Annotated in this window: 15 protein-coding genes; 5 read left to right on the top strand and 10 right to left on the bottom strand. The window is 40.2% G+C overall.

Going from position 1 to position 16,810, the window contains the following annotated elements:
- Nucleotides 1-4: 4 nt before the first annotated feature.
- Complete coding sequence (locus MWU82_RS12255) at nucleotides 5-391, bottom strand: hypothetical protein (RefSeq protein ID WP_111624664.1); 387 nt, start codon at nucleotides 389-391, stop codon at nucleotides 5-7.
- A gap of 284 nt (nucleotides 392-675) precedes the next feature.
- On the opposite strand from MWU82_RS12255, the gene MWU82_RS12260 reads away from it, so the two are divergent.
- Nucleotides 676-885: a DUF2892 domain-containing protein gene (locus tag MWU82_RS12260; RefSeq protein ID WP_031443584.1), complete on the top strand. Its 210-nt coding sequence runs from the start codon at nucleotides 676-678 to the stop codon at nucleotides 883-885.
- 111 nt (nucleotides 886-996) lie between these two features.
- Here MWU82_RS12260 and MWU82_RS12265 read toward each other — a convergent pair whose 3' ends face one another.
- Together MWU82_RS12265 and pta are read right to left on the bottom strand one after the other, a co-directional pair.
- On the bottom strand, nucleotides 997-2,178 hold the full coding sequence (locus MWU82_RS12265) for an acetate kinase (protein ID WP_247096584.1): 1,182 nt from the start codon (nucleotides 2,176-2,178) through the stop codon (nucleotides 997-999).
- 24 nt (nucleotides 2,179-2,202) lie between these two features.
- Nucleotides 2,203-4,296 carry a phosphate acetyltransferase gene (pta, locus tag MWU82_RS12270; protein WP_247096585.1) on the bottom strand — a complete coding sequence of 698 codons (2,094 nt, stop codon included), beginning with the start codon at nucleotides 4,294-4,296 and terminating at the stop codon, nucleotides 2,203-2,205.
- A 241-nt stretch (nucleotides 4,297-4,537) separates the two neighbouring features.
- Here pta and MWU82_RS12275 point away from each other — a divergent pair, with 241 nt between their 5' ends.
- The gene (locus tag MWU82_RS12275; protein WP_247096586.1) at nucleotides 4,538-5,398 is read left to right on the top strand and encodes a universal stress protein; all 861 of its coding nucleotides are present in this window, start codon (nucleotides 4,538-4,540) and stop codon (nucleotides 5,396-5,398) included.
- 101 nt (nucleotides 5,399-5,499) lie between these two features.
- Here MWU82_RS12275 and glk read toward each other — a convergent pair whose 3' ends face one another.
- The 7 genes from glk to MWU82_RS12310 all read right to left on the bottom strand — a co-directional run bounded on the left by glk (nucleotide 5,500) and on the right by MWU82_RS12310 (nucleotide 13,295).
- Complete coding sequence (gene glk / locus MWU82_RS12280; protein ID WP_247096588.1) at nucleotides 5,500-6,576, bottom strand: glucokinase; 1,077 nt, start codon at nucleotides 6,574-6,576, stop codon at nucleotides 5,500-5,502.
- Nucleotides 6,577-6,656: 80 nt separating this feature from the next.
- Nucleotides 6,657-7,601 (bottom strand): 1-phosphofructokinase family hexose kinase, encoded by a 945-nt coding sequence (locus MWU82_RS12285; RefSeq protein WP_247096589.1) that lies wholly within the window; start codon nucleotides 7,599-7,601, stop codon nucleotides 6,657-6,659.
- Between the two features lie 45 nt (nucleotides 7,602-7,646).
- A complete protein-coding gene (locus MWU82_RS12290) occupies nucleotides 7,647-8,336 on the bottom strand; it encodes a 2,3-bisphosphoglycerate-dependent phosphoglycerate mutase (protein WP_247096591.1) in 690 nt (229 codons plus the stop codon).
- Nucleotides 8,337-8,347: 11 nt separating this feature from the next.
- Nucleotides 8,348-9,337 carry a 2-hydroxyacid dehydrogenase gene (locus MWU82_RS12295; RefSeq protein WP_111624657.1) on the bottom strand — a complete coding sequence of 330 codons (990 nt, stop codon included), beginning with the start codon at nucleotides 9,335-9,337 and terminating at the stop codon, nucleotides 8,348-8,350.
- A 212-nt stretch (nucleotides 9,338-9,549) separates the two neighbouring features.
- Nucleotides 9,550-10,116 carry a cupin domain-containing protein gene (locus tag MWU82_RS12300; protein WP_111624656.1) on the bottom strand — a complete coding sequence of 189 codons (567 nt, stop codon included), beginning with the start codon at nucleotides 10,114-10,116 and terminating at the stop codon, nucleotides 9,550-9,552.
- A 216-nt stretch (nucleotides 10,117-10,332) separates the two neighbouring features.
- On the bottom strand, nucleotides 10,333-12,741 hold the full coding sequence (gene ppsA, locus MWU82_RS12305; RefSeq protein WP_111624655.1) for a phosphoenolpyruvate synthase: 2,409 nt from the start codon (nucleotides 12,739-12,741) through the stop codon (nucleotides 10,333-10,335).
- A gap of 101 nt (nucleotides 12,742-12,842) precedes the next feature.
- Entirely contained in the window at nucleotides 12,843-13,295 is a 453-nt protein-coding gene (locus tag MWU82_RS12310; RefSeq protein ID WP_247096592.1) for a pyridoxamine 5'-phosphate oxidase family protein, read from the bottom strand.
- Nucleotides 13,296-13,570: 275 nt separating this feature from the next.
- On the opposite strand from MWU82_RS12310, the gene MWU82_RS12315 reads away from it, so the two are divergent.
- The 3 genes from MWU82_RS12315 (at nucleotide 13,571) to MWU82_RS12325 (ending at nucleotide 16,803) form a co-directional block, all read left to right on the top strand.
- Nucleotides 13,571-14,080: a nicotinate-nucleotide adenylyltransferase gene (locus MWU82_RS12315; protein WP_215948838.1), complete on the top strand. Its 510-nt coding sequence runs from the start codon at nucleotides 13,571-13,573 to the stop codon at nucleotides 14,078-14,080.
- A 381-nt stretch (nucleotides 14,081-14,461) separates the two neighbouring features.
- The gene (locus MWU82_RS12320; RefSeq protein WP_215948839.1) at nucleotides 14,462-15,544 is read left to right on the top strand and encodes an efflux RND transporter periplasmic adaptor subunit; all 1,083 of its coding nucleotides are present in this window, start codon (nucleotides 14,462-14,464) and stop codon (nucleotides 15,542-15,544) included.
- Entirely contained in the window at nucleotides 15,541-16,803 is a 1,263-nt protein-coding gene (locus MWU82_RS12325) for an FtsX-like permease family protein (protein WP_247096593.1), read from the top strand. The genes MWU82_RS12320 and MWU82_RS12325 overlap by 4 nt, the downstream gene beginning before the upstream one ends.
- Nucleotides 16,804-16,810: the final 7 nt, after the last annotated feature.

Genomic DNA, 16,810 nt, shown 5'->3' on the forward strand with positions numbered 1-16,810 from the left:
TGATTTATAGGTGCTTGGTCAAAAAACGAAAGAATTCCCTTTTAAGAGCTGTATAGATCTCTTCCTGTATTTCCATTTTTTTTCGGAACTCCATGTGTTTTTTTACCATCATGGTATCCATGGCATCATGTGACAACAAATCTTGATCGGCCATGCGGGATTCATGGATTTCCATTTCTTCCAATAAATCCTCGATTACTCCACCATGTAGGATAAATTCGTTCTGAAAGTAGTCCAATTGATTTAATACCTCTTTTTTGGTCCACCTAGTAACCAGCTCACTAAGCCTGTTATTGAAAATGATGAGTTCATCCTGCCAAAAGAAGAGTTCCCGCCTCCAAATTTCGTGTTCAAAATGCAGATTTGAGTTATATATGATTTGTTTTTCCATGATAATTTGCTTTAAGTACTATAATACTTGGCGTACTACAAAATTATTTAAAGGTATTGGTCCCTGAAATGACATATATCATTTGAATAGGAATACATATCCATTTACTTTGATTTATCAAGTTAAAAAATTGGAAAAAGCGGAAAGTTGCATGAATCGTTAGGAATGAAGTGCAAAAGGATGCTTTTCACAGATTGATGTTTACATATAAAAATATTCCTTAACAATGGCATTGAAAGTGCCTTGTGGGGTTTTTAAAAGTTCTATAACTTAAATTTATAATCATGAAGAAAAATATGGGTAATTTGGACAGAACCTTGCGTTTTGTGATAGCGGCGGCATTGATCGCTCTTTATTATAACGGTACTATTTCCGGGGTGTTGGGAATTGTATTGGTGGTTTTGGCCATTATCTTTTTCCTTACCAGCTTTATGGGCTTTTGTCCGTTGTACCTTCCTTTTGGAATAAAAACATGTAAGGCAAAAAAGGAGTAAACCTGGCTTGTGACAAACGGTAATTTTGTTTGACTATACTAGTCATCGGTCATCATGGAAAATTTGATTTCTCCCAACGTTGACTAAAAATCTATACCATAATTATTGGTTCTAGGATAGACCGAAGGCCTGTTTCGCAATTTCCAGTTCTTCATTGGTAGGTACTACCAAGATTTTAACTTTGGCCTCGGTACTGCCAATTTCCCTTATGTTGGAAGATTTTGATTCATTTTTGGCAGGGTCCAATGTTATGCCAAGATAATCCATATCCGTGCATACAAGGCTCCTAAGGGTACTGGAATTTTCTCCGATGCCGGCGGTAAAGACCACGGCATCCAAGCCGTCCATGGCTGCTGTATAGGCCCCTATATATTTTTTTATGCGGTAGGCATTCATTTCCAAGGCCAAGATACATTCTTTATTTCCTGTTTTGGCTTTGGCTTCAATGTCCCTTAAATCCCTATGGCCTGTAAGCCCTAGCATCCCACTTTTTTTGGAGAGTAAAGCATTGACTTCTTCCAGACCATAGCCCAAATTATTTACCAAATAAAAGATAAGGGAGTGATCTATGTCCCCACTTCTAGAGCCCATGATAAGTCCGTTGGCAGGGGTAAACCCCATGGAATGATCAACACTTTTTCCTTCCCTTACGGCAGTGATACTGCACCCATGGCCCAGATGTATGGTAATTATCTTGGAAGATTTTAATTTTAATAAGGAAATTGCCTTCTCGGACACGTATTTGTGACTGGTACCATGAAAACCAAAGGCTTGGATACGATGATCTGTATATAATTCATTGGGCAAAGCGTATTTCTTGGCCTTCACTGGCATGGTCTGGTGAAAAGCGGTATCAAAAACGGCAATTTGTTTGGCAGTAGGAAAAGCTTCCTCTGCCAATATAATGCCTTCCAAATTATGTGGGTTGTGTAAAGGGGCCAATACTGAAAGTTCCCTTATTTTATCTTTAACCTCTTGTGTAATCACGGTAGTATCGGAAAAGGTGTTTCCACCATGTACTACCCTATGGGCTACAATAGAGATATCATTGACATTCGCAATAACACCTTGGTCAGGATCCATCAGGAGTGTGGCCATTTTCTTGAATCCGGCACTATGGTTTGGAATCAGCATCACCTCTTCGGTATCCACTGAGTTGGTTTTATACTTCACTGTGGCATTTTCTGAGCCGATGCGTTCTATCAATCCCTTACCGATTATAAGCTCCGAAGGCATTTGAATCAATTGATATTTAATGGAAGAACTACCTGCGTTTATGATCAGTATGTTCATAGCTTTTGTTTTATTGGATTCAAATTATAGGCCTTGTGCCTGTATAGCGGTGATGACTACAGTGTTATAGATATCCTCCACGGTACAGCCACGGCTAAGGTCGTTAACAGGTTTGTTCAGACCTTGTAACATGGGGCCAATGGCCAGGGCACCCGTTTCCCTTTGAACGGCCTTATAAGTATTGTTTCCGGTATTTAGATCTGGAAAAATGAATACACTGGCCTGTCCCGCCACTTCCGAATCCGGCAATTTGCTCTTGCCTACATTTATGTCTACAGCAGCATCGTACTGAATGGGGCCTTCTACTTTTAAACCGGGTCGTTTTCTTTTTATAATTTCTGTGGCTTTACGCACTCTATCCACGTCTTCGCCCACTCCCGAAGCCCCTGATGAATAGGATAACATGGCAATTTTTGGTTCAATGCCGAACGCTTGGCTGGTGGCCGCAGAAGAAATGGCAATTTCCGCCAATTGTTCAGCGGTGGGATTTGGATTGATAGCGCAGTCCCCAAATATGGTGACACGGTTGGGGAGGCACATAAAGAACACGGAGGACACAATGGAGACCTCCGGTTTGGTCTTGATAAATTGTAAAGCCGGTCTTATGGTATGTTGTGTGGTATGTGCCGCTCCGGAAACCATTCCGTCGGCATGGCCTTTATAGACCATCATAGTTCCAAAGTAGGAAACATCTTCCATAAGATCTTTTGCCATGGCAAGATTAACATTTTTTTCTTTTCTCAGTTCGTATAGCGTAGTGGCATAATCCATGAAATTGGGGGATGATGTGGGATCTATAATATCGAAGCCACTGGAATCCAAATCGATATCCAATTCTGAAATTTTCGCCATTATTTGCTCCTTGTCCCCCAACAATGTAATGGTAACGGCATTGGTGTCCAGAAGTTTTTTAGTAGCCTTTAGAATGCGTTCATCGTTTCCTTCCGGGAGTACTATATGCTTCTTGGCCGATTTTGCCCGTTTAAGAAGATTGTATTGGAACATTCTAGGGGTAATTCCCTCAGCATTAAAGGTAATAAGTCGCTCAGCCAATTCATTTGTGGGGACATATTTTTCAAATTCCTGTATAGAGGTAGTTATTTTTTCCTTGTTCTCGGGATAGATCCTGGGTTTAATAGTTCCAATGCGGTTGGTTACCGAAAAGGTGCCATCCGCAACCGAGATGATAGGTATAATATCGGAAAGGCCCTCAATAAGTTTAATAATGGAATCCTCTGGTAATAGACCGCCTGTTAGGACAATACCAGATAGATTGGGGTAATTACTGGAGATATTGGCCTGTAAAGCCCCTAAAATAATATCGGCCCTATCACCAGGGGTAATGACCAAGCTATCCTTTTTTAAATGGGTGATGTAATTGCGGAGCTGCATGGCACCCACGCTAAATTCACCGGCCTGATTGTTTATAAAATCTTCTCCGAACAAAACCTTGGCCGATAGGGCCTGTGCAATTTCCTTTACGGTCGGATTTCCCAAAACAGGATTCACGGGGATTGCGGCTATCAATACTTTTTTTGGCAGTTTTGTCTTGAGACCCGATATTGCCTGTTCCAAATTCCCTGGTTGTACTTTATTGGCAACGGTCAGTAGAACTTCAACGCCCTTTTCCCTAAAAGAGTCATAGGCCATGTATATATTTCCGACCAATTCTTGAAGGGATTTGCCCATTCCGTTGGCTATAATAATGGCCGGAATCCCCAAATTTTTGGCAATAAGTACATTAATGTCCCATTCTATGATGGCGCCCTCCCCAGAAAAATCTGTTCCTTCCACCACTACAATATCGAACCTATCCTCAATGGCCTTGTACTTATTGATGATATTACTTATAATTTCGTCATCCTTGTCCATATTTTTAAGTTGTACCACTTGGCTACGGGTATAGGCATAGGAATCCTTAAATTTCTGGTCTACTTCAAAATGCTTTAGTACAGTATCTATATGGTCATCGATCCTGCCCTTTTCAAAGTCATCGATAATGGGCCGGAAATAACCCACTTTCGCGGTTTTCCCCAATAATAACTGCATCATGCCCAAGGATACGATAGATTTTCCGCTATTGGGCTCTGTAGTGGCAAGGTATATGGCTTTGCTCATGAACTATTAATATTCTTTGAATTTATATAAACGATTCTTTTTCCAGTTGCGAAGTTCGGGCATAGAAAGATTACCATATATGATAGAAGTCATTTATGGATACGACATTAGGTTCTAATTTTAACCAATCAAATTTATTCCATTAACAATTTAACTTCTTAAAATAGCAAGTATCTTAGGATGTACTCCAATCGGATCTGTTGCTTGCAAGTTTTGCTGATAAATTACAATACATCATAAAATGAAAACATTGCTTTATGCCACGGATTATTCTAAAAACTCGGTCTCTGCTTTGCAGTTGGCCTATAATTTAAGTCAGGATCTGGGAACTCGACTGGTGGTCACCCACACATTTAATTTACCTACTGTTTTGGGTGTTGAGGGACAGGATGACCGGCCTGTCCTTGAAGGAAATCCGTTTAAAATTCACCGTGCCCAGCTGGAAAAATTCTGCACAGAACACCTTGGAAGCAAGTGGGACAATCCCAAAATACAATTGGAGCCTGTACAGAACAGTTCGGTAATCAAAGGAATTATATCAAAGGCAGAAGAGTATCACGCCCAACTGATTGTGGTGGGTACTAAAGGAGCAAGTGGTCTTGAGGAAATGATCATGGGCAGTACCACCAAGAAACTCATAGAGAAAGCACCTTGTCCCGTAATTGCAATTCCCAATGATATATTGCCTAGAAATATGGATACCATGGTCTATGCCACCGATTTTGAGGAGGAAGATATACATGCCATCCAAAAACTTACGGAAATTGCCAAACCTTTAAAAGCAAAGATTAAGGTAGTGCATATTTCAACGAACGAGGAATATGCGGGAGACTTATTAATGGAGTGGTTCAAGGAGATGCTCAAATCCAAGGTAGATTATTCAGAAATTGAGTTCGAACTATTGTTTTCGGAAGATGTATTTGATACCCTCAGAATCTATCTTGGGGTCGTAAATGCGGATATGGTAGTGATGCTGGAAAGGGAAAAGAAAGGATTTTTAAAAAAATGGTTCCATAGGGATCTAGTAAAAAAAATGGAGGATAAGGGCGAGATAATATTGATGAGCTTTAATGAACACAACCATAAAACCCTATTTTTCTAGGGATATCCCTTGTTTGTTAATGGGGTTTAGGCAAGGAATTTTAGATTGATGCTATAGAAGTATGCATTACTTGTATTTTGATAACTGCAAAGCATCACATTTTAATCCCCTTGCAGAGCCATAGCGCCGTAATAAGCGGCCCCAAGAAGCGCCGTTTTTTCATTAAGGATTACCTTTACCGGTATCATTTCCAAGAGTGCGTTTAACCGCCCCGATTGTACAAAGTTGTTGTAGAATACGTCCCTTTTAATACCTGTTATTATTTTTGGTAAGATGCCCCCACCTATATAAATACCACCCGTAGCCTTGAATTTTAGGGCAAGCTGTGACGCTTCTATAGCCAAGAACCTAATAAAAATATCCAAGGTTTCAACACAAACGGAATCTTTTCCTTCCATTGCCGTCCCGGTAATTATAGCAGAAGGATTGCCTTTGGACATTTGATTACTCAGCCATTGTGGCTCCTTTATGCCACTTATTTGCCTCAAGAATACATATAGTTCCATGATTCCGGGACCTGACAACAACCTTTCCCAGCTGACATGTTCATATTTTTTTTGGAAGTGTTGCAGAATTTCTATGTCCAATTCATTACGAGGACTAAAATCGCAATGGCCACCCTCACAGGCAAAGGGGTGGTAGTGCGATCCGTCCCAGAACATTCCTGCTTCCCCAAGTCCCGTACCGGGAGATATAAGTGCGGCATTGCCAGGTATATTTGTTCCGGACTTAAGTGTTTCGAAGTCTTTTTCTTGGAGCGCTGCCAGTCCGTAGGCATTGGCCTCCATATCGTTGATCAATGAAACAGAACGTATATGAAGTTCCCTACTAATTTCTTCGCTGTCAATTGCCCAAGGAAAATTAGTGCCATATACCTTGCCCCGAATTACGGGTCCGGCAACACCTAGACATATTCCATTTATCCTAGGCATGTCGTCCGTATGGAAGTTAGATACCATCTCCAAAAAAGATTTATATTTTTTAGTGGGATATGATTTTTCCTTCAAAGGAACCATGTCTCCGTCCTGGATTTGAAAAAGGGCCAAATTTGTTTTAGTGCCTCCAACATCGGCGGCCAAAATTACTCCCTTATCCCGGGATATGTTGGTATTCATAAAAGCTAAGGGAATCTCCCCTTCATGGATGGCGGGTAATGAAAATCTTTGAATATTGTCCATAAAGTCTATCTTTTATAAAATGGTTATGTTCTATTCCTGTTATTTATTCTGAATCAAATTAAGTAATCCAAGGTTTACTTTCAAGTGTTTTTTTGTCCTAGGATCCATTTGTACAAATTATCGGCGTCATCCTTGTTGCACAATTGGGTACCTTCATGCATGGTAGCCGCAGTACCACAAGCTACCCCGTATTTTGCCATTTCGCTATAGGATTTGCCTTTAAGCAAACTAACTACCATACCTGCCACCATACTATCACCTGCCCCTATGGTGCTTTTTTGCAGCACTGTGGGCGCTGGTATATGTTCTATGAGATCCTTGGTGGCCAATAGGGCTCCTTTCGGACCCAAGGATACGACAAGTATCTCACAATCATGTTCCTTCAAAAACTTTTTGGCAAGGGGTTCCAATTCCATAGCTGAAATTGATGTAACACCACACAAAGTGCTTAGTTCCCCTAGGTTGGGCTTTAGCATAAATACTCTGGATTTGGTAGCCTTAGCCAATGCCTCCCCGGAAGTGTCCAAAATAAAGTGCACTTTTTTACTTTTGGCTATTTCGGCCACCAGAACGTAGAAATCATCCGGCATTCCCGGAGGTAATTTACCGCTGGCTACCAAGTAATCTCCTTCTTCCAGATTCTTTTCCAATTTTGTCAGTAGGGTTTCCCACTCTTTCTTTGCAACCTGTGGTCCTGGTACTCCAAAGCGGTATTGTAAGTTGGTTGTGGTATCGGTAACCGCAAGATTGTCCCTTGTCCATCCTTTAATGGGCACTACCAATTGATCAATACCTGCCTTGTCCAATATTTGATGTAAATGTTCCCCGGTAGGTCCGCCTGCCAGATACATGCAGAGTGATTCCTTTCCCAATTTTTTAAGGGCGCGTGATACATTGATACCGCCACCTCCCGCATCGTAAGTTGGTGAGGTACAGCGTAGTTTGGTATTGGGGCTGATACCTGCTACCGAGACACTTTTATCTATTACAGGATTTAAGGTAAGTGTTACTATTTTTTTGAGCATGTTGATTGAATTTTATGTTTTCCCATTTATTCGACTTAAATGGTGTTATTCTAATTTGTGATGTTCCATTAAATTTTGGTTGCCGTCAAATTCATATATATGTGGTACGCCAGTGGGTACTTCTAAACCGGCTATATCTATAGAAGGAATATTACAAATGTAGCCAATTAGGGCACGTAGGGAATTACCATGTGCCGAAATCATGACCGTCTTACCTTGTACCAAATTGGGAACTATTGCTTCGAAATAATAATTGACGACTCTTTTTGAGCTGTCCCCTAGCGATTCCCCCGATGGCAAGACTGCCGGGTCTACATTTTTGTAGTTCGGGTCGAATTTAGGATGTAGTTTGTTGTTGGGACCCAATTTCGGAGGAGACTCATAATATCCGCGCCTTATGGCCCAATATTTTTTTTCGCCCACCTCTTTTAAGGTCTCGTCCTTATTTTTACCCTGCCAATCACCGTAGTGCCTTTCGTTTAGTTTCCAATGATAGTAGGTATCTACATGCATTTGTTCACAATTGTCCAAAACGATCCAGGCCGTGCGTATGGCCCTTTTAAGATAGGAAGCAAAACATATATCGATGTTTATTTTATTGCGTTTAATGATTTCGCCAGCATTTTTAGCTTCCTCCTTTCCTTGTGGTGAAAGGTCAATATTGGTCCAACCTGTGAAGATGTTTTCCAAGTTCCAAAGACTTTGTCCATGTCTTATAAGAATCAATTTTCCCATTTATCATTAATTTAAAGGACTTCATTTTTACAAGGAAGGCCTTGCTCCAGGCAATCCAGATTTTCAAAGGTGGTTTGTGCAATATTGCCTAGGGCGGTATCTGTTAAAAAAGCCTGGTGGCTGGTAATCATTACATTTCTGAGGGTCATTAAACGCGCTATCATATCGTCCTGAAGTATATCTTCGGAATGGTCTTCAAAAAATAAGCCTTCTTCCTCTTCATAAACATCCATTCCATAATAGCCAATTTGTTGGGATTTAAGGCCGTTAATAACATCTTGGGTATTTACCAATCCCCCTCTACCGGTATTGATTAGCATTACCCCCTTTTTCATTTTGGCAATCTGGGCTTCGTTTATTAGATAATGTGTTTGTTCCATCAAAGGGACATGTAAGGAAATAATATCGGATTGGCTGCACAAGGTATCCAAATCGGTATAGGTGGCCTTGCATTCTTCTACCAGGCTTTGGTCTTTCATGGCATCGTAAGCCAGAATATGACATCCAAAACCATGTAGAATTTTAGCTACGATTCTTCCAATTTTTCCGGTACCGATAATTCCCACGGTTTTTCCGTGCATATCAAAGCCTACCAAGCCGTCTAGCGAAAAATTCATTTCCATAATGCGGTAATGGCTTCGTATCAATTTACGGTTCAAGGCCAAGATTATGGCTACAGTAAATTCGGCGATGGCATTGGGGGAATAGTCCGGTACCCGGACAACCCTCAGACCTAAGGATTTAGCATGGGCTATATCTACGTTGTTATATCCAGCTGATCGTAATGCAATATATTTAACCCCCATTTCATGGAGCTTGTCCAAAACAGGAGCAGAGCCGTTGTCCTGTGTGAAGATGCAAATACCTTCACAATCTTCGGCCAAAACTGTAGTATCTAGGGTAAGATAGGAATCCAATAATTTTAAATTATGTCTATTTGCATTGGCCTTGATTAAATATTCCTTCTCAAATTTATGTGTATTAAAAACCGCTACTTTCATTTTTTGGATTACAGACCACGCATAGGTGTTCTAATTGCAATCCCAAAGGAAGTAATTATGAAGGTGATCTAATATGATATTAATCATTATACTTATGGCAAATACCATATTATTTTAGCGCTAAAATTATAATTTTGAGTATGTGTAGGTTTACGAGCATACGGGCCAAGAACCAGGCATTTTAATTTTTTCCAAATGCCCAGATAGGTTGGTCATTTAATTTTAAGGGGTGGTCCAACTATCTTCATTTCATTATCCGCAAATAAATGTTCCATTTCTTTGGGACTGGGTTCGTGGTCTAATTGGGATACGGCTACAAAAAAATTCTCCATTTTGCCAGCGGGTTGAAAGATGACAAGCATTTTACCTCTTTCCGAGACTTGGGTCCAAGCATGTGGCACTTTTTTGGGCAAAAATATGCTGTCCCCAACATTTAGATCAAAAGTTTCTTCCCCAACCTTAAAGTAGTAGCTACCCTCTAGGACATAAAACATTTCATCTTGGAAGTGGTGTACATGCAAAGGGGTCCCTTTTCCTGGTGTAAGCGAGGTTTGTTCAAAAATGGCCAGGTCCTTATCGGTATCACTACCGGATATTTTGACATCCAAAATATTGGAGTTTACTCCTTTCAAGGTTATGTGCCCGTGTATTCTGCCTTCGCCAGCCTTAACCTTAAAGCCTTTGACTTTTCTTCCAATAACATCTTCTATGGACGAAAAAGATAACAAAGGCAATGTAGTCAGCGCAGATAGCGCTACGATAAAGCTATTTCTTTGCATTTTCTAAAGAATTAAGGTTAAAAGGGGAAGTAAGAACATACCTTGTTGTTCGTATACCTAAGTTACGGAAAATGTAGATTGAATATGAGGAAATTATGCAATCATAAAAATAATTTTTTGCTTAGCGCGATAAGTCATTAAATATTGTGATTTATTTCAAAAAAAACTGGTTTAGAACCTAAACTGGCGATCTAGGTCTTAATGGTTTTTATCACATTAATTACTACTTTCCGCCATTCCAAAGCTGATTTTACTTTGCTCTGCCAAATTGATATTCTTGATTCCTTCAATGAGTGCATCCGGATTAAAGGATATGGAATTAATTCCTTTTTCTACAAGAAATTGGGCAAACTCGGGATAATCACTGGGAGCCTGTCCGCAGAGTCCAATTTTTGTATTCGTTTTATGCGCGGAAGCAATGACCATAGCGATCATTTTTTTCACTCCCGGATCATTGGCATCAAAAATATCGCTTAAGAGTTCTGAATCTCTATCCACGCCCAAGGTTAATTGGGTAAGGTCGTTGGAACCGATGGAGAAGCCATCAAAAAAATGTGCGAATTCTTCAGCCAGAATTACGTTGTTAGGAATTTCGGTCATCATGTAGAGCTGTAAGCCGTTTTCAGCCCTTTTCAATCCGTAATCTGCCATAAGGTCAATTACTTTTTCTGCTTCCTTAAGGGTGCGGCAGAAGGGAATCATAATCTTAACATTATTAAAACCCATATCCTCCCTGACCATTTTCATGGCCTTGCACTCCAATTCAAAGGCTTCTTGATATTTGGGATGATAGTAGCGTGATGCTCCCCTAAAACCAATCATGGGGTTGGACTCCAATGGTTCAAATTCCTTACCACCTATTAAATTGGCATATTCATTGGATTTAAAATCACTGGTACGCACAATAACATCTTTGGGATAAAAGGCGGCTGCAATGGTGGCAATGCCCTCTGCCAGTTTATGCACAAAATAATCGGCCTTGTCAGGGTAGTGGTGGGTAAGTTTTTCAATAAGCGCTTTGGCCGAAGCATCTTTCAGGTGGTCAAAATGTTTTAAGGCCATCGGATGAATTTGTATGGAATTATTGATGACAAATTCCAATCGCATAAGACCAACGCCGGAAGTGGGATAAAATGATAGTTTGAACGCCTGCTCTGGATCTGCCAAAATGAGCATGGGTTGGGTTGCGGGTTTTTTAAGTGATTTAATATCCACTGTTTTTTCATCCCATTTCAGTAATCCATCGTACACTACACCAGTATCCCCATCCGCACAGGAAATGGTAATATCCTGGCCATCCTTTATTGTTTTTGTAGCATTAAGAGTGCCAACAATGGCGGCAGCACCTACCTCACGGGCAACTATGGCTGCGTGACTTGTGCGTCCCCCTTGGTCCGTAATGATGCCGGCCGCTTTTTTAAGGATGGGATCCCAATCGGGATCTGTCTTTTCGGTGACAAGAATTTCTCCTGGTTGAAGCTTATCGGATTCTAATGGACTATGTATAATCCGTGCCTTTCCAGCCGATATTTTGTTGCCCAGACCCATTCCTCTAGTAATTTCCTTACCTTTTTCCAGTAAGGTATAGGTGCTGATTTTAAGTTTGTCCTTTTTTGCACTTTGCACTGTCTCCGGTCTGGCCTGGACTATAAACAATTCATTGGTCAGTCCGTCCTTCGCCCATTCTATATCCATTGGACGTCCATAATGCTCTTCAATGATCATGGACCATTGTGCAAGTTTTATCACTTCGGCATCGGTAAGTACAAATATTTCCTGTTTTTCTATTTTGGTATCTAGGTTAAGGGTACCACTGCCCGAGCTATCGTAAATCATGGTTTTTTCCTTGCTGCCCAATTTTCTGGAAATTATGGGTTGGCGAATGCTATTTTTCAAACTAGGTTTATACACAAAGTATTCGTCGGGATTTACACTTCCCTGAACTATATTTTCACCTAGGCCCCAAATACTGGAGACAAGAACTACCTTATCAAAACCGGTGTCCGGATCTAAGGTAAAATTTACTCCGGAACAGGCCAGATCCGAGCGCACCATTAACTGAACGCCTATGGATAGGGCTACCTTTGTCTGGTCAAAATGATTGTCTTCGCGATATTTTATGGCCCTATCTGTAAACAGGGAAGCATAACATTTATGACAGGCGGCTATCAATTCATCAAACCCCTTTACATTTAGATAAGTTTCCTGTTGTCCTGCAAAACTGGCGTTGGGAAGGTCTTCTGCCGTAGCACTACTGCGGACCGCCAAGGAAATCTGGTTACCGTATTTTTTAACTAGTACATTATATCCTTTTTCAAGGGAAGATTTGATGGCTTGTGGAAAATCCGCTTTGGCTATGCTTGTTCTTATAGCACTCCCTACTTCCCGTAAATTTGAAAAATCTTTCTTATCCAATTTTGCAATTTCGGCGAATATGGATTCCTTTAATTGCCCTTCTTTCAGGAAAAGCCAGTAGGCGTCAGAGGTGGTGGCAAATCCGTCAGGTACCTGTACACCCGTTAAGGTCAGTTTCTGGTACATTTCACCCAATGAGGCATTTTTGCCTCCTACTTCGGGCACATCGTTTATATCTATTTCGTTAAAGTGTTTTATGTAGTTTTTCATCTCCAATATATTAAATGGGTTTTTAATTTTTTCATTTAGAGATGTAGGTCCAATTGCTATTAGCTGTAAAATTGGGGGAACTAACCTTGTCGATTACTTATCTAGGTCTCTTTTCTTTTTCCAGTAATCTCTAATATTTTGATGCGATATACCGTTGGAGTTCCACGAGAGTACAATTTGCTGGAAAATTCACTAATAAATTCGGTTTCCCGATGCTCTTTCTCTAGGATAAGACCTTTTACCCCTTCTGTAAATTGATGCAACTTAAATTTGGCATCGGTACCTTGGAGTTCTTCGAAAGTGCCATGGGCCATTACCGATTGCCAATTGTTGGATGATTTTATTTCCTCTACCAATAATGTCACCGCAGTATTCTTGCGCATGGCATCTATCTTATGTCCGTCCGCCGAATAACTTATTAAAGAATGATCATCCTTATCATAATAATAGGTAATAGGGAGAACATAAGGCTTGTCCAGATATATATACCCAAGGTGTCCGGTATAATTGCCTTTTAATAAACGTAAACTTTCGCTGGTGGTCAAATTTGTCATATTCTTTTCTATAATCTTTAAACTATACTGTAACAGTTCTATGTTATACTCTAAAAGGCATTTCGTATGAATCCTTGATAGGATCAAATCTAATTCCTTCTTTTCTGGTAAAATATGATATTGGTCAGTTCTGACTTCTGTATATCAGGGTTTTCCTTATTAAATGTACCTGAATGACTTAGGTCATTGTAGAAGCCTTAAGAATAGGATAATTTGTTATCAATGGATCACAAACATCCATATTAACACTAATTAATAATTAAAACTTAATGATCATGAAAAAAATTCTATTTGGTTTATTAGCCTTTGGACTAACCACCCAAGCCTTTTCTCAAATTATCCCTACGGTGGAGCTATCGGAGGTAACGGTATACGCCACGAACTATAAGTACCTTAACGATATAAACACGGGAGAGCTGGCCTCCATACCGGTGAAGCTTCTGCAGCAAAAGGTGGCGACCTATGATATTAAAAGCTCCGAATTCTATCAGGATGATTATGACCTTTACAACATTACGTTCTTTATTCCCGAGGGTAAAATTCTTGCCGCGTATGATGGCGAAGGGAAATTATTGCGTACTGCTGAAAAGTTTAAGGATATAAATCTGCCAACCTCTGTAAGGAAGTCCATTGCAGATCGTTTTCCTGAATGGGTTGTTACGAAAGATATTTATTTGGTCTCCTTTACCGATGCCGCAGGTGCCAAGAAAACCTACAAGGTTAAATTGGAGAACGGGGATAAGATGTTAAGGGTAAAACTGGATGAAACAGGTAAATTTCTTTAGGATTTTTAATAGGTCTTACCTTTTACAGAACAATGGGTAGGAACTGATCCTAAATTCTGGTAAAGGACATTTCCATAGCGATGGGATTAATAAGGCGCTTTGGGGATGTCCTTTCTCTATGGATTTATTTCAATCCCCTTAAGCGGGGAATAATTGGGTGTGTCAGAAGGGAATTACTGGTAATTTGGATTTTTGGAGAGTGATGTAGTCAAACCAAGAAGCCCAATACAACTGTATTCATTTTTTAACAAACATAAAACTCTTGTTTTAAGCTGGCTTGATTAATAAAGAATACCTTATGCCTAAACACTTATATGATTTTTCTCATATTCTTTAACGTATATTTCCCTTTATTTTGGGCTATCATATTTTATATTATCCATGAGGAATTTTATATTGATCTATTGTCTTTTTCTTTTGTTATCCTGTGGAGACAAACAAGAAAAGATTTTTCCCACTAAAATCCATTTAACCGAATCGGTCTATGCTTCCGTAACCGTGCAGCCAGATAGTCTGTATCAGGCTTATGCCCCTGTAGCGGGCATTTTGGATCGTAATTTATTGGAAGAAGGGGATTTGGTAAGTCAGGGTACACCAATAATTCAAATCGTGAACAGTACCCCAAAGCTTAATACGGAGAATGCCCGATTGACCCTAGAATTAGCACAGGCAAATTATAATGGAAGTTCGGCGGTTTTAAGTTCGTTGGAAGATGAGATCCAATCGGCAACCTTATCCTTTAAAAACGATTCCATGAATTATTTAAGGCAAAAGAGGCTCTGGGATCAAAATATTGGTTCAAAAGTGGAGTTCGAGAACCGCAAACTTGCCTATGAAATTTCAGGGAATAGTTTAAAGCAACTTAAAAATAAGTATGTACAGACCAAGAACGAACTTTCTACCCAAGTTCAGCAAGCACTCAACAATTATAATACCTCACAGATTTCAACCAAAGATTTTACCGTTAGCAGTAAGATCAACGGAAAGGTTTATGCCTTATACAAAAACCCAGGGGAAATAGTCAATACTATGGAGCCTTTGGCATCCGTTGGCAGTGCTACGGATTTTATTATTGAATTGTTGATAGACGAGGTCGATATAGTAAAACTTCAGTTGGGCCAAAAGGCCCTTATTACGTTGGATGCTTATGGGGATGAGGTCTTTGATGCCAAAGTAAGTAAAATATATCCGAAAAAGGATGAGCGCTCACAGACGTTTAAGGCAGAGGCCATTTTTAACAATCCACCTAAAGCGCTTTACCCAGGTTTGGCAGGGGAGGGAAATATAATTATTTCTGAAAAGGAAAGCGTCTTGACGATTCCCAAAGAATTTTTGTTGGAGGGGAACAAAGTAAAGACCCCGGACGGACTTGTTGAAGTTGTTCCCGGGTTGCAAAATTTGGACCGTGTAGAAATTATAAAAGGCATTAATGAGTCTACGGAAATTCTAAAACCTGAAGAATGATCAATTGGAGGGTCATATTGAACATCGCCAAAACCCATCTGCTCACCAAGATGAAATCTACGGTCACCGCCTCCCTAGGCGTTACCTTTGGTATCGGGGCCTATATTACTTTGATTAGTTTTATGACAGGGCTCAATGAAATGCTGGACAGCCTTATTTTGAACCAAACACCCCATATCCATATCTACAATGAGATAGAGCCCTCGGATAAACAGCCCATTGCCCTTTACCAGGAATTTGAGGATGCCTTTAATGTGGTTAATTCCATTAAGCCAAAACAAAGTCAGAAGAAAATCCATAATGGTCTACCTATCCTGAATTATTTAAAAAAGGACAAAAAGGTTTATGGTGCCACACCCCAACTAAGAGCACAGATCTTTTATCTTTCGGGATCTATAGAATTAGGGGGAAACTTGGTAGGAGTGGATATTATGGAGGAGGCAAGGCTCTCCAACATTGGTGATTATATTGTAGAAGGAACACCACAAGATCTAAAAAACAGTGAAAATGGAATACTTTTAGGGGCAGGCCTTGCCAAAAAAATGTCGCTTAAGGAGGGGGATCGTGTACAGGTCAGCACCATAAAGGGAGATGTTTTTCCACTAAAAATTGTGGGGATATACCAAAGTGGTATTGCGGATATAGACAATATTCAAAGTTATGCCAATCTCAAGACGGTTCAACGTATTTTGGGGGAGGCCCAGAACTATGTCACGGATATCAATGTAAAACTGTACGATATTAACGAAGCCACGGCCATGGCAAGCAGATTGGGAAAACAGTTTCAAGTAAAGGCGACAAGTATCAACGAGGCCAATGCCCAATTTGAGACGGGATCCAATATCCGTAACCTGATTACCTATGCCGTGTCCATTACATTATTGATTGTCGCCGGTTTTGGAATCTATAATATCCTCAATATGCTCATTTATGAAAAAATGAAGGATATCGCCATTTTAAAAGCTACGGGATTCTCGGGCAATGACGTGCAGCTTATTTTTATGAGTCAAGCCATGATCATTGGCGCATTAGGTGGGATTCTTGGGCTTATTGTTGGGTTCGTTCTTTCCAAACTAATAGATAATGTGGCCTTTCAAACCGAAGCATTGCCAACCATTACCACCTATCCCATAAACTATAATATATGGTATTATGTAATAGGATTTTCCTTTGCCCTGATTTCGACCTTCGTAGCCGGTTGGTTGCCATCCAACAAAGCAAGGCGTATAGACCCTGTGCGTATTATTAGGGGAACATAACCAAGAA

Origin of the sequence: Arenibacter sp. S6351L (genome assembly GCF_023016025.1) — a bacterium.
In the GTDB taxonomy this organism is placed as follows: Bacteria; Bacteroidota; Bacteroidia; order Flavobacteriales; family Flavobacteriaceae; genus Arenibacter; species Arenibacter algicola_B.